Raw genomic sequence first — 24,199 nt, 5'->3', positions numbered from 1 at the left:
CCTGCGCGAGCCCTACCGGATCGACCGGGCGCCGATTGCGGGGGCCGGGCTCGGCCGCCGGCTGCCGCGCACGGCCGCGGGCATCCTGGCGTGCCGCCCCGACTGCCCGCCGGAGGCCGCGGCAGTCCTGCGGACCGGGCAGCCGGCCCGCCCCGGGAGCCGTATCTGCCGCCGCGCTCGACCTGGCGGCCCGAGTGGAAGCCGCCCTGCGCTACCGGCCCGCTCGGGACGAGCGCCGCTTCGGCGCGCCATGCCCTGCGGACCACGGTCGCCCACCACACCCGCGAGGACCCGCACACGGTCACGCTCGACCACCTCGGCGCGGTCATCAAGACCGCGGCCCTGCCGGCACGCCGGGCCGCCGGTGGTGTGAGCGCCGGGCGGTGGGCCGCGTTCCACCCCCTAGTGAGAAGCCACCCGGGCCCGCTGCCCGGGATTCTGGACGAGGTGTCGGCCGCCCACCCGGACGGGATCACAGCATGACGTGCTTGACCTGCGTGTAGTCCAGGAGCCCCGCCATCGACAGGTCGCTGCCGTAGCCCGAGTGCTTGACCCCGCCGTGGGGCATCTCGGAGACGGTCGTGCCGTGGGTGTTCACCCAGACGATGCCGGTGTGCAGGGCCCGGGTCGCGCGCATCGCCCGGTCGTGGTCCGTGGTCCACACACTGGCCGCGAGGCCGTGGCGGACGTCGTTGGCCAGGCGCAGGGCCTCCTCCTCGTCCGCGAAGGACTGCACGGTCACGACGGGCCCGAAGATCTCCTCCTGCACGATCTCGTCGTCCTGGCGGACGCCGGCCACGACGGTGGGCTCGTGGAAGAAGCCGGGCCGCGCGAGGCGGGCGCCCCCGGTGACGATCTCGGCGCGCCGCGGCAGCCCGTCCAGCAAGGACCGGACCGAGGCGAGCTGGGCCGCGTTGTTGAGCGGCCCGAAGTCGGCGTCCGGCTCGTCCGGGGCACCCGTGCGCAGCTTGCCCACTTCGGCCGCGAGGGCCTCGACGAACGCGTCGTGCGCCCGGTGGTGGACCAGGAGCCGGCTGGGCGCCGTGCAGTCCTGGCCCGCGTTGTAGTACGCGACCGCGGCGAGGGCGGCGGCGGTCGCCTCGACGTCCACGTCGTCGTGGACCAGGACCGGGGCATTGCCGCCGAGCTCCAAGTGGACCCGTTTGAGGTCGGCGGCCGCGGCGGCGGCGATCTGCCGGCCGGCGCGCACGCTGCCGGTGACCGCGATGAGGGCGACAGCGGGATGGGCGGTGAGCGTCCGGCCGGTGTCGCGGTCGCCGCAGACCACGTTGAGCACGCCCGGCGGCAGGTGCGCGGCCGCGATGCGGGCCAGGAGCGCCGATGACGAGGGCGTGGTGTCGGCGGGCTTGAGCACGGTCGTGTTGCCGGCGGCGATCGCCGGGGCGATCTTCCACACCGCCATCATCAGCGGGTAGTTCCAGGGAGTGATCTGGGCGCAGACGCCGACCGGTTCGCGCCGCAGCACGGAGGTGCGGCCCTGCGTGTACTCGGCGGCGGCAACGCCCGGCAGGTTGCGCGCGGCTCCGGCGAAGAAGCGGAGGGTGTCGACGATCGCGGGCAGTTCCTCGGTCCTGAACTGGCGGGGAGGTTTCCCGGTGTCGCCCGTCTCGGCGGCCACGAAGGCCTCGGCGTGCTGCTCGATGGCGTCTGCGATACCGAGCAGGGCGCGCTGGCGTTCGGCCGGTGTGGTCGTGGACCAGTGCGCGTACGCGGCTGTGGCCGCCGCGCAGGCGGCGTCCGTGTCGGCCCTGCCCGAGCGCGGGGCGTGGGCGTGCACCCGCCCGGTCGCGGGGTCGACCAGCTCCATCGTCCCGCCCGAGACGGCGGGCCGGTCCACGCCCGCAATGTGGTTGAGCACGGAGCCAACGGCGGTGGGGGTGGCGGTGTCTGTGGGGCTGCCGGTCCAGTTGTCGGTGTCAGCCACGGTGCAGCGCCTCCTTGGCGGCGTCGCGGCCGGTGCGTACCGCGCCCTCCATGTAGCCGGCCACCCACTGGTCGGATCCGCAGACGTAGAAGGGTGGTTCGTGGGTCCCGTGGCGGGGGCCGACGGCCGTGACGTCGCCGGGGGTCCACTGGGTTACGTATCCCTGGGTCCAGGGGTCGGTGCCCCACATCCGGACGTAGGTGGCGAGCGGCCGGTGGGCCTCGTCGCCGTAGAGGCGGGCGATGTCGGCCAGCAGCTCGCGGGTGCGCAGCGGGCCCGGCATGCCGAGCAGGACCCCGAGCCTTTCGGGCGGTACGAGGGCGGAGAGGATGCCGTCGCTCTGCGGCCAGGTGCTGCCGAGGACCCCTTCGCATTCGGAGAGGCCGCTGCGGCCGCGGCCCCGCCAGAACGGCCGGTCGTAGGCGGCGACGAACTTCGCTGCGAGGGCCTGGCGTTGACGGTGCAGGGAGGCCAGTCGCTCCTCGGAGACACCGGCGACCGTGACCTGGCGGAGCGGGCCGACGGGCAGGGCGCTGACGACGGCGCCGGCGGTGAGGGTCTCGCCGCCGGCCAGCCGTACGGAGCAGTGGCCGGGCCGGCGGACGGTGACGGCCTCGACCGGCGCTCCGGTACGGACGCGTCCGCCGAGGCCGGCGGCCATGCGCAGGGCGACCGTCGCGGATCCCTCGGCGACCCGCAGGCCCTCCCACGCCTCGTAGTCGTAGTGGTCCGGGCCGCCGGACGCGGCCTCCGGTACCGGGACGGCGGCGTGCTTGCGCAGGGCGGCGAGCAGGGACGTGCGCTCGTACGAGCCGTCGGCGAGGGCGAGTTGGCCGATCTCCCAGAGACGGACGACGGCCGGGGTCGCGCCCTGGGCGCGCAGCCAGTCGCCGACGGAGGTGTGGTCCAGGGCCGCCGCGTCGGGGTGGGACCAGGGGTCGTCCGGGTCGACGGTGCGGGCGAGTGCGCAGAACGCGGCGGTGACCTTCTGGTGGCACGTGTCGTCGCCGGGGCCGAACCAGTGGGGCGGATCGCCCGCGGAGACCCCTTCGGGCGTGGCGCGGGTGAGGGCGCCGGGCTCGGCGACGTAGCTGGGGACCAGGGTGAGGCCGAGCTCCGCGACAAGGGTGAGGTACGCGGTGTGGGCGCGGCCGACGACCTCGCCGCCGAGCTGGACCAGCCGGCCGTCGGGGAGTTCGGTCTGTTCGACGCGTCCGCCGACCCGGTCCCGGGCCTCGACGACGAGGACGTCGGCTCCGCCGGCGGCGAGGTCGCGTGCGGCGGCGAGACCGGCCAGGCCGGCACCCAGCACGATGACGTCGTGGTTCATGGGGGTGTTCCTTCGATCGCGGGTCGGAGTCCGGGACGGGGCCAGGGACGGGGCCGGGGTGCGGTACCGGCCCGGGGCGGGCTTCAGTCCAGGACCAGGCAGTGCTCGGGCTTCCAGCCGATCTCGACGCGCTCGCCGCCGCTCCAGCGGTCCTCCCTGCGGGAGCGGACGGTGTTCTGCTCCAGCACGGACACCGTGACGCCGGGTGCCAGCTCGATGAGGTAGGTGGTCGTCGGGCCGCAGTAGACGGTCTCGCGGACGACGCCGTCGGCCCGGGCCATGTCGGGCTCCAGGTCGGACAGCCAGATCTTCTCGGGGCGGATAGACAGGTTGACCCTGCTGCCCTCGGCGACGGCCGGCCGGTGGCCGACGGGCAGTTCGGGCCCGTCGTCGAGGACGACGCGGCCGGAGCGGTAGGTGCCGGGGACGAGGTTGGAGGTGCCCATGAAGGAGGCGGTGAAGCTGCTCGTGGGGCGCTCGTACACGTCCTCGGGGGTTCCGCACTGCTCCACGCGGCCCTCGTTCATGACGGCGAGTCGGTCCGACATGGTCAGCGCCTCGTCTTGGTCGTGGGTGACGAAGACGAAGGTGATGCCGACCTCGCGCTGGATCTGCTTGAGCTCGACCTGCATGTGTCGGCGCAGTTTGAGGTCGAGTGCGGCCAGCGGCTCGTCGAGGAGCAGTACCTGGGGCCGGTTGACGAGGGCGCGGGCGAGCGCGACGCGTTGCTTCTGGCCGCCGGAGAGGGTGGGCGGCTTGCGGTTCGCCAGGTGCCCGAGCTGGACGAGGTCGAGCATGCCGGAGACCCGTTCGCGGATCTCGGCGCGGCCGACGCCCTTGCGCTTGAGGCCGAAGGCCACGTTGTCCGCGAGCGAGAGGTGGTCGAAGAGGGCGTAGCTCTGGAAGACGGTGTTCACGTTGCGCTTGTTGGGCGGCAGGCCGGTGACGTCCTGGCCGTCGAGCAGGACGCTGCCCGCGGTGGGGTCGGAGAAGCCGCCGATCATCCGCAGGAGGGTGGTCTTGCCGCAGCCGGAGGGTCCGAGGAGGGAGAAGAACTCTCCCTGGGCTATGTCGAGTTCGACGTCGCGCACGGCGTAGGTGTCGCCCGCGGCAGAGTACTGCTTGCTCACGCGGTCCAGCCGGACCGCGGGGGTCGGGTGGACGGGAATGGGGGGCACCGCGGTCGGGGTCTTGGCGGGCGAGGTCTTGGGGGTCGGGGTCATGACTGTCACTTCCCGGAGAGCAGGTCGAGGCCGCCCCTGCGCCCGAACAGGCGCGGGATGGCGAGCGCGAGGACGATGAGGCCGATGGATCCGGCCAGCATCAGGGTGCCGACGGCGTTGATGGTGGGCTGCACGCCGAATCTGATCGCCGAGTAGATGCGCACGGACAGCGGCTGGGGGTCGACGCCGGTGGTGAAGTAGGCGAGGACGAAGTCGTCGAAGACGAGGGCGAAGATCAGCACCGCGGAGGCGAGGATGCTGGGGAGGAGTGCGGGCAGGGTCACCAGGCGCAGTGCCTGCCTGCGGGTGGCGCCGAGGTCCATGGCCGCCTCTTCGACCTCCGGATTGAGGGCGGCGATGCGGGAGCGGAGGATGACCGTCACGTAGGAGATGGAGAAGGTGATCTCGGCGAGCATCACGGTGGTGGTGGAGAGGGTGATGCCGAGGCCCTTGAAGAGGAGCATCGCTGCGACGCCGGTGACAATCTCCGGGGTGATCAGCGGGACGAGCATGATCAGGCCGGCGAAGGAGCCCAGGCGGCTGCGGCTGCGTACGAGGCCCAGCGCCAGGGCAACGCCGAGGACGAGCGAGCCGGCCATGGCGACCAGGGACACCCGCAGGCTCATGCCGAGCGAGTCGAGGAGTGCGTCGTCGTGGAGGAGGGCCGTGTACCAGCGGAGGCTGACGCCGTCGAGGACGGTGAGGGACTTCTGGGCGTTGAAGGAGAACAGGACGACGACGCCGACAGGGAGGTAGAGGAGCGCGAAGAAGAGGGCGGTGACGGCGATGGCGAAGCGGGGCCGGCGCTCGGCTCCGCGCCGGCGGCGCTGCTGGGTGCTCATCGGGCGGCCTCCGCCTCGTCCTTGCGGGTGCGTCGCAGGTAGCCGAGCATCCCGATGAACAGGACCGCCATCAGGAGCATGGTGAGGGCCGAGCCGAGCGGCCAGTTCTGGCCCTGGAAGAACTTGTCCTGGATCAGGTTGCCGATCATGATCTGGTCGGGTCCTCCCATGAGCTGGGCGCTGACGAAGTCGCCCATGGCGGGCAGGAAGACGAGGACGCAGCCGGCGGCCGCTCCCTGCCGGGTGGCGGGGACGGTGACGAAGAGGAAGGTGCGCAGGGGGCCGCCGTAGAGGTCGCGGCCCGCCTCGATGAGCGAGGTGTCCATGCGCTCCATCGCCGCGTACAGCGGGATGATCATGAAGACGACGAAGCCGTAGACGAGTCCGGCGATGACTCCGACGCCGGTCTGGAGGATCTTGGTGCCGTCGTCGGCGAGGCCGACCGCGCGCAGGGCCCGCAGCAGTGGGCCGTCGTCGGAGAGGACGACGGACCAGCCGTACATCCGCACCAGATAGTTGGCGAAGAACGGGACGACGATCGCGGCGATCAGCAGGTTCTTGAAGCGGCCGCCGCGCAGTGCGATGGCGTAGGCGACCGGGTAAGCCACGGCAAGGCTGATGAGGCAGGTGATCAGCGCGTAGCCGAGGGAGCGGAGCAGGACGGTGCTGTAGGCGGGGTCGGCCAGTGCGGTGAGGTTGGAGAAGTTGAGGCCGAAGCGCGGGTTGCCGAGGGGGTCGGTGGTGCCGAGCGCGAGGGTGGCCACGAGGAGGAGCGAGGCCACGAGGAAGCCGGTCATCCAGAGGGTGCCGGGGAGCAGGAGCCAGGTCCACAGGCGCGGCTGGGACCTGGCGCCGGTACGGGGCGCCGTCTCGGCCCGCCCGCGGGTCCGGGTACGGGTCCGGCTCAGGGTGCGGGTGCGGGCCGGGCCGGTGGGTCCGTCCCCGGCGGCCGGGTCCTCGGGCGGGCGGACCTCGGTCCCGGTCTGGTTGCTGCGTGCCATGTCAGCCGGCCTTCACTTCGGTCCAGGCGGCGTCGCGGGCCCGTTCGGCCCGTGCGTCACCGTTGCGGAAGAAGAGGTCGGCCTTGAGGTCGTCGGCGCTCACCACGCACTGGGGAAACGGTTCGACGAGCGCGGCGTACGTGTCCTCGGTGCCGCGGACGGGCATCGGGTAGCCGATGTACTCGATGTTCTTCTTCACGTTCTCCGGGCGGAGCATGTAGTCGATGAAGAGCATCGCGGTGCCGGGGTGCTGCGCGTCGGCCGGGATGGCGTAACAGTCGGAGTTGACGGGTGCTCCCTCGCGGGCGACTTCGAAACCGAAGACGGCCGGGTCCTCGGCCTGGGCGAGCATGGCGGCCATGTCCCCGCTCCAGGCCTGGGTCATGTCGGCGTTTCCGTTGAGGAGGTTGTTGTAACTGTCGCTGGAGAAACCGCGCAGGCGGGGGCGGAGCGAGCGCAGGGAGTCGGTGACACGGGCGAGATCGCCGACGTCGCCGGTGGTGAGGTCGAGGCCCAGCTTGAGGGCGCCGAGTCCGAGCACCTCGTCACGGTCGTCGAGGACGAAGACCTTGCCCTTGGCCTTGTCGTTCCACAGGTCGTTCCAGGAGCCGGTCAGGTCGCCGAGCCGGTCCCGGCGCCAGCCGATGCCCGTTTTGTACATGGTGAAGGGGACCGTGTGCGCGGAACGGGCGTCGTACCAGGGGTCGGCGAAATAGTCGTAGCCGCCGAACACGGCCTCCGCGCCCCGCAGCCGGGAGTGGTCGATCGTGCGCAGCCGGCCGCCGGCCGCGAGACGCTGCGCCCACTTCGCGGTGGGGAAGATGATGTCGTAGCGGTTGCCGGCGTTGAGTTTGGCGGCCATGCCCTCCATGGAGTCGTAGTTCGACTGGACGACCTTGACGCCGTACTCCTTCTGGAAGCCTTCGAAGACGGTGGGGTCGACGAAGTCCGCCCAGTTGAAGTAGACGAGGTCGCCGTCGACCTTGACGTCGATGGGTGCTTCGGCGGTGGCGCTGCCGGCCCGGGCGTCATCGGTGGCGAAGCCGCAGCCTGCTGCGGTCAGGGCGAGGGCGGCGGCGGTGCCGGCGCGGAGGAAGGAGCGTCTGGTCGGGGGGAGTGCCTCGGGGGACATGGGGTCCTCTCCGTAGGGCCGCAGGGGGACGGCGGGAACGAGCGGTGCGTGGGGGCTCGGTCGGTGCGGTGGGCGCGGGGCGGGGTGTGCGGGTCCGCGTTGCGTTGCGCACGTGCGGTCGTGCGGGGTGATGCGGTCGTGCCGGTGATGCGGGCTTGCGGTGATGCAGGCTTGCGGTGATGCGGGCTTGCGGTGATGCGGGCTAACGGCGGTGCGTGCGATGGTGCGTTTGTGCCGATGCGGTGGTTACGACTCGGCGCCGTCGAGGTCGGCCCGGATGCGGCCGGCGAACCAGCCGACCGCGGACTCCCGGCGGGACAGCGGCCCCGGCTCAAACCCGGGGGTGGAGAGCCCCTTCTGCACCCGCGCGACCAGCTCGGCGTCCTCGTCGTTGGTGATCCAGCCGATGTGGATGTTCAGGCGCCGGGCGAGGCGGGTGCGCAGGCTGGTGCCGCGGCGGGTGTAGAACGCACCGGGTACGGCGACGCGGTCCACCGCCGTCGGGATGGCGGTCCAGGCCAGTACGTGGTCGGGGTAGAAGTCGATGAGCGTGTTCGGGTAGATCACCGCGTACCGCCAGATGCGGCGATCGGCCTCGGCCAGGCCGGGCATGGGCGCGGCGATGCGCTGATAGAGGCGCTCGGCCCAGTTCGAGGACGGCTTGTCGCGCAGCGGCGAGGCGAAGAGCGCGTAGGACTCCTCGATCTCGCAGGTGTAGCCCTGGTAGTCGAGCAGCCGCATCAGGCCGGGATGGGCGACCGGGACGTGATAGCCCTCCAGGTAGTTGTCGACCGCCACCTTCCAGTTGGCCTGCTGCACTTCGGCGGCGGCCAGGTCGTGGATGCGGGCGCGGCCGATCGGCACCAGGTCGGTTCCGGCGTAGTGGCCGACCGCTTCCGCGAGGCCCGCGCAGCTCTCGGCGAGCGGCACGGCGTCGAGGTCGAGGTTGACGAAGACGAAGCCGAGGAAGGACTCGACGCGGGCCGGGAACAGGCCGAGCTTCGGCTTGTCGAGGCAGGGGATCTGACGGGCCTCCGGGGCGCCGACCAGGCTTCCGTCGAGCCGGTACGTCCAGCCGTGGTACGGGCAGCGGATCGCCTTGCCGTCCGGCTCGGGGGTGGTGACCAGGCGTGTTCCGCGGTGGCGGCAGACGTTGAGGTGGGCGGCGAGGCCGCCGTCCTCGGTACGGACGACCAGGACCTCGCGGTCCGCAACGGTGGCGGCGAGCCGTGCCCCCGGGTTCGGGAGGTCGGACTCGTGGCAGACGAGCTGCCACGACCGGCCGAAGACGTGCCGGGTCTCCGCGGCGGCGGTGTCGGGATCGGTGTAGTAGCGGGCCGGGAGGGCGGGCCCGGGGGCGTCGCCGGCTGTGGCCGCGCCGGGGGCGGCGCGCCGGGCGGGGGCCTCGGGCACGGCGGCCTCGGGCGCGGGGGTCTCCGGGACCGCGACCTCGGAAGCCTCGGGCGCGACTGCCTGGCCCGGTGGGCCGGTCCGGCCGGCACGGGCAGTGCGCTCGGCGCCGTCGGTTCGGCCGGAGCCATCGGCGCCGTCGGTTCGGCCCGAGCGGCCTATCGGTGTTTCGGGAGCTCTTGAGTGCATCGGTGACTCCTCCGTGCCGGAGTGCGGCGATCGGTGTCGGCGTTCGATGGCGAGGCGAGGGCAAGGCAGGACGAAACAGAACACGGCAGGGCAGCACGGCCCAGGGGCGGACAGACGGCCGGGGCGGGACGCCGGGACCGGGCTGACCGATTGGACAGCCACATTGCTGGCTCATTTCCGCCGGGTCAAGACTTGTTCACTGACCGATCGGTCAGCTAGCGTGATTCTTGCCTGACCGATCGGTCAGCAAACGTGCTTTCCTGTCGCCGCACCGGCACTGCTCCGCATTCGTCCTGTTCACCGGGGCGGGCGCAGCCGTGCGGCCCGCCCGGTCCCCCGGGCCCGCACCCCCGATCCCCTCCGATCCCCCTGCCGCACCCACGGCTCCCACCGGGCGCCGGGCCGGCGGCGGCATCCCATCTCCCGGAGGCACGCATGAGCGGTCGTCGGCGTCTGGACTGGCTCGGACTGACCCCCGAACCGGAGCGAGAACTCCCCATGGCGGTCGCCGCCCTGCGCGCCTCGTCACACGGCGCGCCCGGCGGGCGACAGGAGGAGCTGGCCGCCACCGAGCGGCGCCGCGTGGAGCGCCTGATCCTGCGCGGCGGCCGGCACAGCTGGCTCCGCTACCTCGCCGAGGTCACCGACCTGGTGACCGGCGTGGCCGCCGGCTCACGGGCGGGCGACCCCGCCGCCGCCCTGCTCGCGGCCGAGGTCGTCCTCGACCACCACCACATGCTCATCGGCCTCCCGGGACCGGGATACGGCCGCACCGCGCAGGACCGTACGGCGCTGGAGAGCGCCGTACGGGCCCTGCGCACCCACACCGGAACAGGAGCCGGCCGATGACCACCATCCGACTACCGGCGTCACAACAGCCGGGCACCGTCCTCGGAGCGTCACCGCACGTCGCGGAGAGCGCCGACGCCTACCGCGCCACCGGCGGCTACGACGATGCCACGGGCCCGGAGGAGCTGCTCGCCCACCTCGCCGCCTCCGGGCTGCGGGGCCGGGGCGGGGCCGGGTTCCCGGCCGCCGTGAAGCTGCGCTCCGTACGCCACGGCGGCGGCTGCCCGGTCGTCGTGGCGAACGGCGAGGAGGGGGAACCGGGCTCGGCCAAGGACCGCTGGCTGCTGCGGGCCCGCCCGCACCTGGTCCTCGACGGTCTCGTCCGCGCCGCCGCGGTCACCGGCGCCGTACGCGGCTTCGTGTACCTCTCGGACCCGGCCGCCGGCGAGAGCGTGCGCCGGGCCCTGGCCGAGCACCCGCCGCCGCTGCCCGTGGAGGTCGTCGAGACCGACCACACCTACGTCGCCGGCGAGGAAACGGCGGTGGTCCGCCGGATCGACGGCGGGCCGGCCCTGCCCACCGCCAAGCCGCCCCGTCCCTTCGAGCGGGGGGTGGGCGGTGCGCCGACCCTGGTGTCCAACGTCGAGACGCTCGCCCGGATCGCGCTCACCGCCGCCCGGCCCGGCCAACGGCGCGCCATCGCCCGCAGCACCCTGGTGACACTGTCCGGCGGCCCGGCCGCGCCGGTGCTCACCGAGGTCCCGTACGGGATCCCGCTGCGCACACTGGCTGCGCGCCACGGGAGCCCCGACGCTGCCGGAGCACTGATGGGCGGACTCTTCGGCGGACTCGTCGACGCGCACGCCCTGGACCTCCCGCTCGAACCCGACGCACTCGGCTCGGCGGGCACCGCCCTGGGCTGCGGTGCGATCCACTTCCTCACCCCCGACGGCTGCCCGGTGACCACCGCCGCCGATGCCGCCTCCCACCTCGCGGCCGAGAGCGCACGGCAGTGCGGGGTCTGCGTCTCCGGCACCGCCGCCGTCGGCAAGGCCCTGTACGGCCTCGCGGCCGGTACCGCGGGCCCGGACACCGCGGACAACCTGCACCGCTGGTCGCAGGGCCTGCGCGGACGCGGTGCCTGCGGGCTGCTCGACGCCGCCGCGGGGATCGCCGGCAGCCTGCTCCGCTCCTTCCCCGGGCTCGTCCGCTCCCATCTCGCCGCTCCGTGCCCGGTGTGCGCGGACGCCGCACCCGCGGACGGCCGCCACCGCCTCACGGTGGCCGTGCCGCAGGTCGCCGGAGCCTGCCCGCGCCCGGCCCGCGTGCCCGCGCCGCCACCGGCCGCCTCCCCCACCACCATCCCGCTGCCCGCGCTGAAAGGAACGCCGTGAAACTCCTGCTGGACTCCACCCGCTGCCAGGGCTACGGACTGTGCCAGGAACCCGCACCCGATCTGGTCGAACTCGACGAATGGGGCTACGCGAACGTCATCGCCGTCGCCGTCCCGGCCGGCACCGAGGACGCCGCCCGCGCCTGCGTCGACAGCTGCCCCAACTCCGCCCTCCGCGTGGAGGGATGACATGCCCAGCGACGACATGCCCCGTGATGGCATACCCGGTGATGACATGCCCCGTGACCTGACCGCCCTCTTCGACCCCCGCTCGGTCGCCGTCGTCGGCGCCAGCGACGACCCGGCGAAGTACGGCCACGCCGTGGCCTCCCAGGCACTGCGCGCCCCCGACCGGCGACCCGTGCACCTGGTCAACCGGCGCGGCGGCACCGTACTCGGCCGGACGGCCGCCCCCTCCCTCTCCGCCCTCGGCGAACCCGTCGACCTGGTGGTGATCTCCGTACCCGGCGCCGGCTTCGAGGCGGCCGTCGACGAAGCCCTGGCCTGCGGGGCGAAGGCCCTCGTCGCCATCACCGCGGGCTTCGCCGAGGCCGGACCCGCGGGCCTGGCCCGGCAGCGCGCGATCGCCGAGCGGGTCCGGGCCGCCGGAGCCGTCCTCGTCGGACCCAACTGCCTGGGCATCGCCGACAACACCACCGAGCTGTACCTGGCTTCGGACCGCTTCGCCCCCGGCGGTGTCGCCCTGCTCAGCCAGAGCGGCAACCTCGCCCTCGAGCTCCAGCTCCGCGGTGAGCCGCACGGCCTGGGCTTCTCCCGCTTCGTCTCCCTGGGCAACCAGGCCGACGTCACCCTCGTCGACCTCGTCCAGGACTGCGCCCGCCACGAGGCCACCTCCGCCATCGCCGTGTACGCCGAGGACTTCGGCGACGGCCGCGCCTTCGCGGCGGCCGCCGCCGCCGCGGGCAAGCCGGTGGTGCTGCTCACCGCCGGCCGGGGCGCCGCCTCCGCGCGCAGCGCCCAGTCCCACACCGGGGCGCTCACCACCTCGTCCGACGTGGTGGCCGCCGCCTGTCGCGACGCGGGGGTCGAACTGGTCCGCACGCCGCGGGAGATGACCGTCGTCCTGGCCGCACTGGGTGCGGGAGCGCGTACGAGCGGCCGGCGCACCGCGGTCCTCACCGACGGCGGCGGCCACGGCGCGATCGCCGCCGACGCGGCCGAGGACGCCGGGCTCGGCGTACCGGAACTCGGCGCGCCGACGCAGGACGCGCTGCGCGGCGTGCTGTGGGAGCAGTCCTCGGTCGGCAACCCCGTCGACCTGGCGGGCATGGGTGAGCAGCGGCCCCTCTCGTACGCGGACACCGCCCGGGAGCTCCTCGCCGCGGACGAGGTCGACGCCGTCCTGATGACCGGGTACTTCGGCGGGTACGCCGCCTCCGAGGGCGGTCTGGGCGGCGGCCCGTCGGGGGGTTCCGTACTCGCCGACGGCGAGACCGCGGCCGCCAAGGAGATCGTCGCGCACCTGACCGGCGTACCGAAGCCCCTGGTCGTGCAGTCGATGTATCCGCAGTCGCCGAGCTGCCGGGTGCTGGCCGAGGCAGGGGTGCCGGTGTTCGCCGCCACCGAGGACGCCGCCCGCGCGCTGGCGGCGATGACCGGCCGGGCTGCGGCCGGCACCGGCGGTGTCCCGCCGCTGCCGGCCGCGGCCGAGCCGCTGCGGGATCCGGGCTACCACGGGGTGCGGGCGCTGCTCGGCGCCGCCGGCGTCCCGTTCCCGCCGGCGCGCGAGATCACGGACGAGGCGGGACTGCTCGCCGCGGCAGCGGAGTTCGACGGGCCGTACGTACTGAAGGCCCTGCACCTCCTGCACAAGTCCGACGCCGGCGGCGTGGCGCTGCGCCTCGCCGACCGGGACGCGCTCCTGGCCGCGTACCGGGAGATGCACGCCCGGCTCGGTGCGCCCGCCTACTCGGTCGAGGCGATGGCCGACCTCACGGACGGCATCGAACTGATCGTGGGCGTGAACCAGGACCCCCGGTTCGGGCCGGTCGCCCTGGTCGGGCTCGGCGGTGTCCTCACCGAGACGCTCCGCGACGTCGCCTTCGCGCTGGCGCCCGTGCCGGCCCGGCGGGCCGAGGCCCTGCTGCGCGGTCTGCGCAGTGCGGCGCTGCTGGACGGCGTACGCGGCCGGCCGGCCGTCGACGTGGCCGCGGCGGCCGCCGTCATCGAGCGGATCACCACCGTCGCCGCGGCGCATCCGGAGATCGCCGAGCTGGAGGTCAACCCCCTGCTGGTGCGCCCGGACGGCGCCCTCGCCCTGGACGCACGGGCCGTCCTGGGCTGACCGCTCCACCCACCACCCCCTGTGCTCTGGAGGACTGACCGCAAATGGAATTCCGCTACACACCCGAGCAGGCCGACCTCAAGGCCCGAGCCGCCGCCTACTCCCGGCTCCTGATGACGTACGAGGACCGCTCCGAGGAGGCGGGCGGCCCGCTGCCCGTCGAGACCGTCCGCGAACTGACCCGTGCCGCCGTCGAGGCGGGCGTCTACGCGATCAACATGCCGGCCGAATGGGGCGGCGCGGGCCTGTCCCTGCTGGACCAGGTCATCGTCGAGGAGGAGTTCGGCAAGGTCACCAACTGCCTCTGGGACATCCCCTGGCGGCCGGCGAACGTCCTGGCGTACGGCACCGAGGCACAGCGGGAGAAGTACCTGCTGCCGGTCATCCGGGGCGAGCGGTTCGACGCGTTCGCGGTGACCGAGCCCGGTGCGGGCTCCGACCCCGGATCGGGCACGAGCACCGCCACCCGTACCGACGGCGGATGGCTGCTGAACGGCGAGAAGTGGTTCGTGACCTGCGGCGACATCGCCGACTTCCTGCTGGTGCAGGCCGATGCGGGGCCCGAGCGTGCGGCCACCCTGTTCTTCGTGGACAAGGAGGCGCCCGGGGTCGAGATGACGCGCGTCCCGCGGTTCATGCACTCCGCGGTGAACGGGCATCCCGAGTTCACGTTCACCGATGTCTTCGTTCCCGACGAGGACGTGCTCGGCGGTGTCGGCAACGGCTACGAACTGACCAAGGAGTGGTTCACCGACGAGCGGCTGATGATCGCCGCGCGGACCGTGGGCGCGGCCGAGCGGGCGCTGGAACTCGCCCGGGACTGGGCGATCGAACGCCGCCAGTTCGGCTCCCGCATCGCCGACTTCCAGCTCATCCAGGGCATGCTCGCCGACTGCGCGGTCGACATCGCCGTCAACCGCGCCTACACGCACCAGGTCGCCTGGGAGGCGGACCGGCCGGAGACCGACCGCAAGACGCTGCACGCGAAGGCCTCGACGGCGAAGCTCGCGGCGAGCGAGGCCGCGGGGCGGGTCATCGACCGGTGCGTGCAGATCTTCGGCGGGCGCGGCTACGACCGTACGTACCCCGTCGAGCGCATGTACCGCGAACTGCGCGTCGACCGGATCTGGGAGGGCACGTCCGAGATCCAGCGGCTCATCATCGCCAACGAGCTGATCAAGCGCGGCACCCGGGCCCTCGCCCTCCCCGTCACCCGTGCCGACTCCCTTCCCGACTCCCTTCCCGGCTCGCTTCCCGGCTCCCTTCCCTCCGCTTCCTGACGACCGCTCCCCCGACACGACCCAGAGGACAGACACCCATGGACTTCCGCCTCACCGCCCGTCAGGAAGAACTGCGGAGCTCGGCGCGCGCGCTCACCGACTTCATCACCAAGTACGAGCTCGACTGCGAGGAGAACAACGGGCTGCCCCCGCAGGCCCACACCGAGATCCGCGACGCGGTCCTCGACAGCGGGCTGCAGGCCGTCAACATGCCGAAGGAGTGGGGAGGCGCCGGTCTCACGATCCTGGAGCAGGTCACGGTCCAGGCGGAGCTCGGCCGGCTCACCGGAGCCCTGTGGGACATGGTGTGGCGACCGGCCAACGCCCTGTCGTACTGCACGCCCGAGCAACGCGAGCGCTACCTGGTCCCGGTGATCCGGGGGCAGCGCCGGGACTGCTACGCGGTGACCGAGCCGGAGGCCGGCTCCGACCCGCAGAGCCTGCGGACCACGGCGACGCGGACCGACGGCGGGTGGGTGCTGAACGGCGAGAAGTGGTTCGTCACCGTCGGCGACCACGCCGACTTCATGATCGTGCTCGCCGCAGCCGGGGAGGAGCGCGCACCGACGCTGTTCCTCGTCGACAAGGACACGACGGGCATCGAGATGACCCGGGTGCCGCGCTGGATGCACACCTTCGTCTACGAGCACCCCGAGTTCACCTTCACCGAGGTGTTCGTCCCCGAGGACGCGGTGCTGGGCGAGGTGGGCCAGGGCTACGACATCACGCGCTCCTGGTTCACCGAGGAGCGGCTGATGATCGCCGCCCGGACGATCGGGGCGGCGGAGCGGGCTCTGGAACTGGCCCGGGACTGGGCGATCGAACGCCGCCAGTTCGGCTCGCCCATCGCCGACTTCCAGCTCATCCAGGGCATGCTCGCCGACTGCGCGGTCGACATCGCCGTCAACCGCGCCTACACGCACCAGGTCGCCTGGGAGGTCGACGAGGGCGCGCTCGACCGTAAGACGCTGCACGCCAAGGCGGCCATCGCCAAGCTGGCGGCCAGCGAGGCGTCGGGCCGCGTCGTCGACCGGTGCCTGCAGATCTTCGGCGGGCGCGGCTACGACCGCTCCTACCCGGTCGAGCGGCTCTACCGCGAACTGCGCGTCGACCGCATCTGGGAGGGCACGTCGGAGATCCAGCGCCTGATCATCGCAGGCGAACTGGTCAAGCGTGGTACGGGCGTTCTGCAGATGCCCTCCGCCGGGTGACCGGGCCGGCGGTCCGGGCGGTGCCCGCGGGTGCCGCCCGGACCGCCGCCCGCCCCGTACGGACCTGAGGAACCACAGGAGGGAGGACGGATCGATGACCGATGTCGAACGGGTCGGGGTAGTGGGCTGCGGGCTGATGGGATCCGGCATCGCCGAGGTCTGCGCCCGAGCCGGGCGGGACGTCGTGGTGCTGGAGACGACCCGTACGGCCGCGGTCGCGGGCCTGGAGCGGATCACCCGCTCCCTGGAACGCGCCAGGGCGTCCGGAAAGCTGACCGATGCCGAACGGGACGCCGCCGTCGGCCGGATCTCGGTGACCACCGACGTGGCCGGGCTGGCGGACCGGGACCTCGTCGTCGAGGCGGTCGCCGAGGACGAGAGGGCGAAGCTGGAGGTGTTCGCGCTGCTGGACCGGGTGGTGGAGCGCCGGGACGCCGTCCTGGCGACGAACACCTCCTCCATCCCCGTCATCCGGCTCGCCGCCGCCATCTCGCGGCCGGAGCAGGTCGTCGGCCTGCACTTCTTCAACCCCGTCCCGGTGCTCCCCCTGGTCGAGCTGGTTCCCTCCCTGCTCACCGGGGAGGAGACGGTGCGGCGGACGCGCGCGTTCGCCACCGGGGTGCTGGGCAAGGAGGTCGTCCGGGCCCAGGACCGGGCGGGCTTCGTGGTGAACGCACTGCTGGTGCCCTACCTGCTGGCCGCCGTACGCATGGCCGAGTGCGGCACCGCTTCTGCCGAGGACATCGACCGGGGCATGACCCTGGGCTGCGCGCACCCGCTGGGGCCGCTCGCCCTGGCCGACCTGATCGGACTGGACACGGTGCAGGCCATCGCCCGGTCGATGTACGCGGAGTACCGGGAGCCGCTGTACGCCCCGCCGCCGCTGCTGGCCCGGATGGTCGACGCGGGCCGGCTGGGCCGCAAGACGGGCCGGGGCTTCCACACCTACGGCGCCCGTGGGGGTGTCGTGATGAGCGAGGATGGGGGCATGGTGGCCACGGCAACCGGGCCCACCCGCCCGGTTCACGGGCGCCGACACGGGGAGCAGCCAACGTGACCAAGGCCGAGCGCGCACTCGAGACGCGTGAGCGAATCCTCACGGCCGCGTGCGAAGTCATCGCCGACATCGGCTTCGAGAACGTCAGCATGCGCAAGGTCGCCGAGCACGCCGGGGTGTCGAAGGCCCTGCTGCACTACCACTTCGACACCCGGGAGAAGCTCTTCGCCGAGGCGATGACGCACTCCTTCGCCCAGACCGGTACGGACACCGTGGGCGTTGCCGACTCGGTGCCCGCCTCCGTCGTCCTGGCCCGCATCCTGCGGAGCATGCTGCCGAGTGATGCCGAGCTGCGCCAGGACTGGAAGCTCTGGCAGGAGCTGTGGGTGCGCGCCCAGCGGGACACGGCGGCCCGGCACTTGGCCGTCGACCTGTACGACCAGCTGCACGCCTGGGTGACCGGGGCCGTGGAACGGGGCATCCGCTCCGGGGAGTTCACCGAGTGCGACGTGGCCGCGCTCGGAACCCTGGTGCTGGCGCTGTGCGACGGCCTCGGCATCCGGCTGATGCTCGACGATCCGCGGGTGGACCTGACGTCGGCCAGGTCCACGATCTGGCGGACCATCGCACCCACGCTGGGCATCGGCCCCCAGTTCCCGCAGACGGAGGGGGAGGCCTGACCGCAGGGGACGGCCGCGTTCAGCCCGGACCGTGCACGGTCTGCACGTAGCCGTTGGGGTCGACGGTGAGGGCGACGCGCTCCTTCTTGTTGCCCAGGGCCAGCACGATCCAGACGACGCCCCACAGCAGGCACGTGAAGATGGTCAGGATCGCGTGCAGCACGTGGTTGACGTCGCCGCCGCGGACCAGCACGGCCTGGGTCGGGGAGCGGGATTCGACGCGCCACCCGAGGCTGACGTACTGGTTCACGGTCCAGTCGAGGACCGCGGTGCGCCGACCGTCGTCGAGCGGTTCGCCGGCGGGCGAGTAGAGCAGGTCCGGGGGCGGTTCCATGGACGGCCCCCAGGGCTGTGGTCCGTCGGACTTGCGCATCGGTCCAACCTCCCCACGCGTTCGGTAAGGTCCCCCACATCCCCAGGGTGCGCCGGACCGACCGGTCCAGCACGCCGAGCCCGATATCGGACGTTCATTCGATTCAGGGGCGGGGATCGCCCGGCATTGTCAGTGGCCGGCCCTACAGTCGGAGCATCCCATTCAAGGGTTGAGGCGGGCTGCCTCGCTGCACGATCCCGCCCCACCGGACCCCCTCGGGGGACAGCGCCCGGTGGGGTGGCGCGCACCCAAAGGGGTGTCCGGCCTGACCGGCAGAACACCCCTAGCTCCGATCCGGCGGGTCCCTACGCCGCAGAGCCTCCACGAGGGTGGGCCGGGAGTCCACCGACGCATACACGGTCGACACGTCCACCGACCCGGCCGGGCCGAATGTCAGGGGTGCGGCGGAAGGTGTGCGGACGGTACCGCCCGGGGACCCCGGAGGCTGGGGAATCGGCGAATCAGGGGCAGTGCCGGGCCGTCGTCGGCAGGATGGGGGCATGGACCGTGGGGACATGAGGCCGCGCGGGGCGCGGCCGGTGGTGGTGCGGGTACCGGTCGAGCCGGTGGAGGCCGCAGTGGAGGCCGACGCGCTCGACGCCGCGGCGCGTGCGGGCGATGTGGTGGTGCGCGGCCCGCTGTTCGGGGTGGCGGCGCAGTCCGCCGGGGACGGGCCGCGGTGGCGGGTCGTGCTCGAAGTGACGGCCGGCTGCCCCCAGCAGGCCCGCGACGGGCTGAACTCGCAGCTGTGGTTCCGCGCGAAGGACGAGGCGAAGGACCGGGCGGAGCGGCGTGCACTGCTGGCGGCGGTCGCCCGGCTCGAGAGCGAGCGGGTCGACGAGCTCCTCATGTCCGGGACCCGGTACCGGGTGGTGCGCGCCGAGGAGTACGCCGCCTCGGGTCCGGGCGGTATCGAGGCACCGCGCCCGACCGATCCGGAGCCCCTCGTGCCCGACTGGGACCGGGCCGTCAGGGAATGCGAGATCGACGACGGTCTCGTGGTGGATCCGGACGCGCCGGTCACCCCGACCCAGGCGTTCGAGCAGCTGTCGCTGCGCGACCTGTGTTACACCGGCGCGCGGTTCCCCGAGGAGGTGCGCGCCGACTCCCGGCGGGCGTTGGAGACCCATCCGGACGTCCTGGTGATGCCGCCGACGTTCACCGTCGTGGAGCGGACCGCGGGTGGCTGGCGACCGGTCAGCGGTCCGCACGCGACCCCGCACGCCGCCCGCAAGTCGCTGGACTTCGCCCTGACCTGGATGTGGCCGCGGATGCGCGGCCACATCCCCGAGGACGCCGACCCGCGCGCGGACGCCCGTACCTGGACCGCCCCGGACGGCAAGGAGTCCGCCGACCTGCGGGCCGCGCAGCTGGCGGCGTACGCCGGGGCCGCCGACACGCTCCGGACCGGGCGCGTCAACCGGCTGGAGTTCCAGGACGCCGTGTACCAGATCGCCCGTACCCGTCGGCTGCTGCGCTGGGGTCCCGACGGGCCCGAGGGGCCGCGGCCGTCAGACGTCAACAGCCAGGACCCCGCGCGCATCCACCTCACGCTCGACGAGGACGGCCGCGTCCTGCCCGACGCCTGACCCGGCCGACGGACCGGGCAACACTCAACACGCAACAGCCGCGGAGGGCCCACCACCGGCTCGCCCTCCGCGGACAAGTCGGGGTCCGGCGGGCGTTTCTACGTGCGCCGCAGGACCTCATGGGAAACGGTGGACCCCCCTGTCCGAGACCTGCTGACGCCCCGAGGGAGACACCCCATGGACTGGACGCTCGAAGTAGTCCCCGTCCCTGTCACCGACATGGATCGCGCGAAGAGCTTCTACGCCGACAAGGTCGGCTTCACCATCGACCTGGACGACGAGGTCTCCCCCGGCGTCCGCATCATCCAGATGACCCCGCCGGGTTCCCGGTGTTCCATCGCCATGCTCCGCGGCATGCCCGCGGCACCCGGCAGCAAGGCCATGGCCCCCGGCACTCTGCACGGGCTGCAGCTCTGCGTCACGGACATCGAGGCGGCCCGCGGACAACTGGCCGACCGAGGGGTGGACGTGTCCCCCATTCGGCACGTCGGCCCGACGGGCTGGGAGGAGGGCAAGGGCGACACCTGGAACTCCTTCCTGACCTTCGACGACCCCGACGGCAACAGCTGGGTCGTCCAGGAGGCACCCTCGGAGCTGTCCGAGCGCTGAACGGCCCGACGCCGCGCCGGACGCCGCACCCGACCCCGCACCGACGCGACGGCGGGCAGATGTACCAAGCCCGCCCCCTCCTGGGAGGAATCCCGGCGCGTACAGCCCGGCCGCTCGCACAGACGGCCAGTACATTCCCCATTTCAGCCGGTTCGTTCTATTTTGGGGATGTGCCTTGCGTCGTACCGCTGTCGCCCTCACCCTGCTGACCGCCCTCTCCTGCGGTACCTTCGCCGGCTCGCAGGCCGTCTCGGCCACGAGCGCGCCGACGGTCGGCGTCGGCGGCCGGGGCACGAACATCCTGGTCGTGGGTATCGACAGCCGTGCCGGGATCTCCGCGGCCGAGAAGCGGCGGCTCCACGTGGGCGGCAAGGGCTGCAACTGCACCGACGTGATGATGCTCGTGCACCTGTCCCAGAACCGGCGGCGCGCGAGCATCGTCTCCATCCCGCGCGACTCCTACGTCGAGTACGCGGGCACCACCGGCCCGGCCCGCAGCGGAAAGATCAACGGTGCGTACGCGATCGGCGGGGGCCCGCTCACCGTGGCCACCGTCGAGAAGGCCACCGGGCTGCGCATCGACCACTACCTGGAGACCGGTTTCACGGGCTTCGAGAAGACGGTCGACAACCTCGGCGGGGCGACCGTGTGCACGGACACCCCTCTCAAGGACGAGAACTCGGGCCTCGACATCGGCGCCGGCCGCCACCTCGCCAACGGGAACAACGCCCTGCGCTACGTCCGGGCCCGGCACGTCAACCTCCGGCCCGGCGACCTCGGCCGGGTCCGCCGCCAGCAGCGCGTGGTCAACGACCTGCTGGCGCGCCTCACCGCGGAGGGCTCCCTCAACGGCCCGATCAGCACGGCGCGGACCGTACGCACCCTGCTGAAGACCGTACGCACCGACGAGCGCACGGGACTGGACGACCTGGTCCGCATCGGCTGGTCGCTCGGTCACCTCCGGGCGGACCGGACGGAGTTCGCGACCGTCCCGATCCGGCTCTTCGACCACCGCGTACCCGGTGTGGGCTCCACCCTCGTATGGGACGAGGCCCGATCCGCCGCGCTCTGGGACGCGCTGGGCGCGGACCGCCCGATCACCGGCGACACCCGGATCCAGCCCGTCGCCGAGAATCCGGCCCCCACCGACCCGGCCCGGATCACCGTCCACGTGGACGACGCCGACGTGGCCGCCGCCCTGCGCGGCAACGGGTTCTCCGTCACCGACACCTCCCGGACCGCCCCGCCGGTGCGCCCGGCGGGCCCGCCCGTCATCCGCTACGCCACCGGCCAGCAGGAGAACGCGGCGACCGTCGCGGCCGCCCTTCCCGGCTCCCGCCTGCAGGCCGACCCGGATCTCGACGCGGTCGTCGCGGTCGCCGTCGGAGTCCGGCCCGTGCAGGTCAGGGCCGTGACGTACGACCGGAACGTGGCCGACGGCGCCCCGGTGACCGCCGACCGCCTCCGCTGCGCCGTCGCCGCCCCCGCCGCGGCGGCCGCCGGCGCGGGAGCCGCGCGGCCGGGGGGCGCCACAGAGCCATCCGGGCGACGATAAGAGGTGTGGACGACGCACAGCCGCAGGCCGCACCAGGTGAGCGGCCGCAGGAGCGGACGGCGGCGCGGCTGCGGTGCGGGGGCGGCGGTGGCGGCGGCGCATCCCGGTCCTGCGGGGCTGCCGCAGCGCGAGACCGGGGCCGCCCCGGAGGAGCGGGTGCAGGATGCATGAGGAGATGCCGCTCGACGACCTGATCAGCAGCGCCGCCCAGGACGCCGGAGGATGGCTGGGCGCCCTGTCGGTCGCACTCGTGGCCACCAGCAGCGACGGGATGATCGTCCGCTGGAACCACGGCGCCCAGCAGCTCCTCGGCTACGCCCCGCCCGAGGTGCTGGGGCGGCACATCTCCGACCTGCTCCATCCGGGAGCCGACCGCAGCCTGGGCCGGGCCCTGTGGGAGACGGCCGCCACCGGGCGCGGGGTGATGGGTACGGTCACCGCCTGGCACAGCAAGGGTCACCCGCTGGAGCTGGAGATCTGGGCCTGCCCGGTCCCGGACCGCCGCCACGGCGCCTCGGCCGTGCTGGTCTTCGCCGCGGACGCGCACGCAGCACGCCGTATCCGGGGGTCCTCGGCCGTCTGGGACGGGCTGTTCGCCCGCTCGCCGGTCGGAATCGGGGTCCTCGACACGGAGCTGCGGTTCCTCCAGGTCAACCCGGCCCTCGAAGCGATGAACGGCCTCACGGAATCCGCCCATGTGGGGCGGCGGCTGGCGGAGTTGCTGCCCGAGGTGAACGCCGGCGAGATGGAGGAGGCGATGCGCCAGGTCCTGGACTCGGGTGAGCCGGTCCTCGACCGTCGCCGTACCGGCCGGACCCCGGCCGACCCGGAGCACGACCATGTGTGGTCGTGCTCGTACGTGCGTGTCGAGGACCCGGGCGGCCGGCCGATCGGCGTGATCGCCTCGCTCCTCGACATCACCACGCAGCAGCGCGACCACACCGAGGCCGAGGCGGGCCGCCGCCGCCTCGCGCTGCTCAGCGAGGCGAGCTCCCGGATCGGCGCCAGCCTCGACCTGGAGCGCACGGCGCAGGAACTCGCCGACCTCGCCGTCCCGCACCTCGCGAGCGCCGTCACGGTCGACGTACTGGATTCCCTCGCCCGGGGCATCGAACCCGGCACGGGCCTGGCCGGGGGCGTCGCCCTGCGCCGTCTGGGCAAGGCACCCCTGACCGGCTCCGCCGTCACACAGGCCCTGGCGCCCCTGGGCAGGACCCTCATCTTCCCCACGACCGCCCCCTACAGCCAGGCCCTCGCTGCCCGTCAGCCGTTCCTGATCGCCCACCTCGACGACCGGACCGTCGCACCCGCGGCCCGGCACACCCCCAAGCCGGCCCAGCTCCTGGAGCTGGGCGTGCACTCGTTCATGATGACCCCGCTCGTCGCCCGTGACATGGTCCTCGGCGTCGCCACCTTCTACCGCACCGGGCGGACCGGCCCCTTCGGGTCCGACGACGTCACCCTCGCCGGTGAGCTGTCGGCCCGCGCCGCCATCAGCATCGACAACGCACGCCTCTATCACCACGAACACGAGACCGCGGTCGTCCTCCAGCGCAGCATGCTCCCCCAGCACGTCACCCCACCGCCCGGCATCGAGATCGCCCACCGCTACCTGGCGGCCAGCGACGTCAACGAGGTCGGCGGTGACTGGTACGACGTCCTCCCCCTCAGCGGAGGCCGGGCCGCGCTCCTCATCGGCGACGTCATGGGCCACGGCATCGCGGCCGCCGCCGTCATGGGGCGCCTCTCCGCGACCGTCCGCGCCCTCGGCCGCCTCGACATGCCTCCGACGGCCCTGCTCCACCATCTCGAAGCCACCCTCGCCGACCTGTCGGATCCGATGCTCGCGACCTTCCTCTACGTGGTCTGCGACCCGGTCACCGGACACTGCACGGTCACGCGCGCCGGACACCCGCCCCCGGCCGTGGTCCAGCCGGACGGCACCGTCTACCTCGTCACGACCCCGCCGGGCGTCCCCCTGGGCGTCGGCGGCATCTCCTTCACCACCACCGACATCGCCGTGCCGCCGGGGAGCGTCCTGGTCCTGTACACCGACGGCCTCATCGAGGCCCGCAGCCGCGACATCGACGAGCGCCTCGCCGAGCTCACCGGCCTGCTCGGCGCACCCCAGCAATCGCTCGACCACCTCTGCGACTCCCTCATCGCGCACCTGGTCCCCGCGTCCGCCGACGACGACATCGCCCTCCTCGCGGCCCGCATCGGCGTGCCCGCCCACCCGCCACCCGCGTGAACCGGCCATCGGCCCTCCGGCACTGTCACCGCGCACGTCCGCGCACGTACAGTCCGTGATGCCGACGCACTCCCCGGGGCACCGTCCCGGCAGCC

The 24,199-nt window shown here is 73.2% G+C and carries 21 protein-coding genes; 13 read left to right on the top strand and 8 right to left on the bottom strand.

Annotated features, from left to right (window positions below):
* Positions 1–90: 90 nt before the first annotated feature.
* Positions 91–483, top strand: a complete 393-nt coding sequence (locus OG753_RS39155) for a hypothetical protein (protein WP_405792338.1) — start codon at positions 91–93, stop codon at positions 481–483.
* Here OG753_RS39155 and OG753_RS39150 read toward each other — a convergent pair.
* The 7 genes from OG753_RS39150 to OG753_RS39120 form a co-directional block, all read right to left on the bottom strand.
* Positions 473–1,828 carry an aminobutyraldehyde dehydrogenase gene (locus tag OG753_RS39150; RefSeq protein WP_327267061.1) on the bottom strand — a complete coding sequence of 452 codons (1,356 nt, stop codon included), beginning with the start codon at positions 1,826–1,828 and terminating at the stop codon, positions 473–475. The genes OG753_RS39155 and OG753_RS39150 overlap by 11 nt on opposite strands.
* A gap of 109 nt (positions 1,829–1,937) precedes the next feature.
* On the bottom strand, positions 1,938–3,275 hold the full coding sequence (locus OG753_RS39145) for a flavin monoamine oxidase family protein (protein WP_405792336.1): 1,338 nt from the start codon (positions 3,273–3,275) through the stop codon (positions 1,938–1,940).
* A gap of 83 nt (positions 3,276–3,358) precedes the next feature.
* Positions 3,359–4,498 (bottom strand): ABC transporter ATP-binding protein, encoded by a 1,140-nt coding sequence (locus tag OG753_RS39140; protein WP_327266523.1) that lies wholly within the window; start codon positions 4,496–4,498, stop codon positions 3,359–3,361.
* Between the two features lie 5 nt (positions 4,499–4,503).
* Positions 4,504–5,340, bottom strand: a complete 837-nt coding sequence (locus tag OG753_RS39135) for an ABC transporter permease (RefSeq protein WP_327266522.1) — start codon at positions 5,338–5,340, stop codon at positions 4,504–4,506.
* Positions 5,337–6,341 (bottom strand): ABC transporter permease, encoded by a 1,005-nt coding sequence (locus OG753_RS39130; protein ID WP_405792333.1) that lies wholly within the window; start codon positions 6,339–6,341, stop codon positions 5,337–5,339. The genes OG753_RS39135 and OG753_RS39130 overlap by 4 nt, the downstream gene beginning before the upstream one ends.
* Before the next feature lies 1 nt (position 6,342).
* The gene (locus tag OG753_RS39125; protein WP_327266520.1) at positions 6,343–7,473 is read right to left on the bottom strand and encodes a spermidine/putrescine ABC transporter substrate-binding protein; all 1,131 of its coding nucleotides are present in this window, start codon (positions 7,471–7,473) and stop codon (positions 6,343–6,345) included.
* Between the two features lie 246 nt (positions 7,474–7,719).
* Positions 7,720–9,072 carry an aromatic ring-hydroxylating dioxygenase subunit alpha gene (locus tag OG753_RS39120; RefSeq protein ID WP_405792330.1) on the bottom strand — a complete coding sequence of 451 codons (1,353 nt, stop codon included), beginning with the start codon at positions 9,070–9,072 and terminating at the stop codon, positions 7,720–7,722.
* Positions 9,073–9,507: 435 nt separating this feature from the next.
* Here OG753_RS39120 and OG753_RS39115 point away from each other — a divergent pair, with 435 nt between their 5' ends.
* The 8 genes from OG753_RS39115 to OG753_RS39080 all read left to right on the top strand — a co-directional run bounded on the left by OG753_RS39115 (position 9,508) and on the right by OG753_RS39080 (position 17,727).
* Positions 9,508–9,921, top strand: coding sequence for a hypothetical protein (locus tag OG753_RS39115; protein WP_327266518.1), 414 nt, complete (start codon positions 9,508–9,510; stop codon positions 9,919–9,921).
* A complete protein-coding gene (locus OG753_RS39110; RefSeq protein ID WP_405792328.1) occupies positions 9,918–11,255 on the top strand; it encodes an NADH-ubiquinone oxidoreductase-F iron-sulfur binding region domain-containing protein in 1,338 nt (445 codons plus the stop codon). The genes OG753_RS39115 and OG753_RS39110 overlap by 4 nt, the downstream gene beginning before the upstream one ends.
* Positions 11,252–11,443, top strand: coding sequence for a ferredoxin (locus OG753_RS39105; protein WP_327266516.1), 192 nt, complete (start codon positions 11,252–11,254; stop codon positions 11,441–11,443). The genes OG753_RS39110 and OG753_RS39105 overlap by 4 nt, the downstream gene beginning before the upstream one ends.
* Position 11,444: 1 nt before the next feature.
* Positions 11,445–13,559 (top strand): acetate--CoA ligase family protein, encoded by a 2,115-nt coding sequence (locus OG753_RS39100; RefSeq protein WP_405792326.1) that lies wholly within the window; start codon positions 11,445–11,447, stop codon positions 13,557–13,559.
* Positions 13,560–13,603: 44 nt separating this feature from the next.
* Positions 13,604–14,839: an acyl-CoA dehydrogenase family protein gene (locus OG753_RS39095; protein WP_405792324.1), complete on the top strand. Its 1,236-nt coding sequence runs from the start codon at positions 13,604–13,606 to the stop codon at positions 14,837–14,839.
* A gap of 38 nt (positions 14,840–14,877) precedes the next feature.
* Positions 14,878–16,050 carry an acyl-CoA dehydrogenase family protein gene (locus tag OG753_RS39090; protein WP_327266513.1) on the top strand — a complete coding sequence of 391 codons (1,173 nt, stop codon included), beginning with the start codon at positions 14,878–14,880 and terminating at the stop codon, positions 16,048–16,050.
* 94 nt (positions 16,051–16,144) lie between these two features.
* The gene (locus OG753_RS39085) at positions 16,145–17,107 is read left to right on the top strand and encodes a 3-hydroxybutyryl-CoA dehydrogenase (protein WP_405792322.1); all 963 of its coding nucleotides are present in this window, start codon (positions 16,145–16,147) and stop codon (positions 17,105–17,107) included.
* The gene (locus tag OG753_RS39080; RefSeq protein ID WP_405792320.1) at positions 17,104–17,727 is read left to right on the top strand and encodes a TetR/AcrR family transcriptional regulator; all 624 of its coding nucleotides are present in this window, start codon (positions 17,104–17,106) and stop codon (positions 17,725–17,727) included. The genes OG753_RS39085 and OG753_RS39080 overlap by 4 nt, the downstream gene beginning before the upstream one ends.
* A gap of 19 nt (positions 17,728–17,746) precedes the next feature.
* Here the strand turns inward: OG753_RS39080 and OG753_RS39075 are convergent, their stop codons facing one another.
* The gene (locus tag OG753_RS39075) at positions 17,747–18,100 is read right to left on the bottom strand and encodes a hypothetical protein (protein ID WP_327266510.1); all 354 of its coding nucleotides are present in this window, start codon (positions 18,098–18,100) and stop codon (positions 17,747–17,749) included.
* A 500-nt stretch (positions 18,101–18,600) separates the two neighbouring features.
* Here OG753_RS39075 and OG753_RS39070 point away from each other — a divergent pair, with 500 nt between their 5' ends.
* The 4 genes from OG753_RS39070 (at position 18,601) to OG753_RS39055 (ending at position 24,104) form a co-directional block, all read left to right on the top strand.
* Positions 18,601–19,689 (top strand): DUF5954 family protein, encoded by a 1,089-nt coding sequence (locus tag OG753_RS39070; protein ID WP_405792318.1) that lies wholly within the window; start codon positions 18,601–18,603, stop codon positions 19,687–19,689.
* A 177-nt stretch (positions 19,690–19,866) separates the two neighbouring features.
* Positions 19,867–20,298: a VOC family protein gene (locus OG753_RS39065; RefSeq protein ID WP_405792316.1), complete on the top strand. Its 432-nt coding sequence runs from the start codon at positions 19,867–19,869 to the stop codon at positions 20,296–20,298.
* Between the two features lie 175 nt (positions 20,299–20,473).
* The gene (locus OG753_RS39060; RefSeq protein WP_405792314.1) at positions 20,474–21,853 is read left to right on the top strand and encodes an LCP family protein; all 1,380 of its coding nucleotides are present in this window, start codon (positions 20,474–20,476) and stop codon (positions 21,851–21,853) included.
* Positions 21,854–22,016: 163 nt separating this feature from the next.
* Positions 22,017–24,104 carry a SpoIIE family protein phosphatase gene (locus OG753_RS39055; RefSeq protein WP_405792312.1) on the top strand — a complete coding sequence of 696 codons (2,088 nt, stop codon included), beginning with the start codon at positions 22,017–22,019 and terminating at the stop codon, positions 24,102–24,104.
* Positions 24,105–24,199: the final 95 nt, after the last annotated feature.

Origin of the sequence: Streptomyces sp. NBC_00029 (genome assembly GCF_045160505.1) — a bacterium.
Lineage (GTDB): Bacteria > Actinomycetota > Actinomycetes > Streptomycetales > Streptomycetaceae > Streptomyces.
Note: the sequence above shows the minus strand (reverse complement) of the source record. Positions and strands in the feature narration are given on the sequence as shown.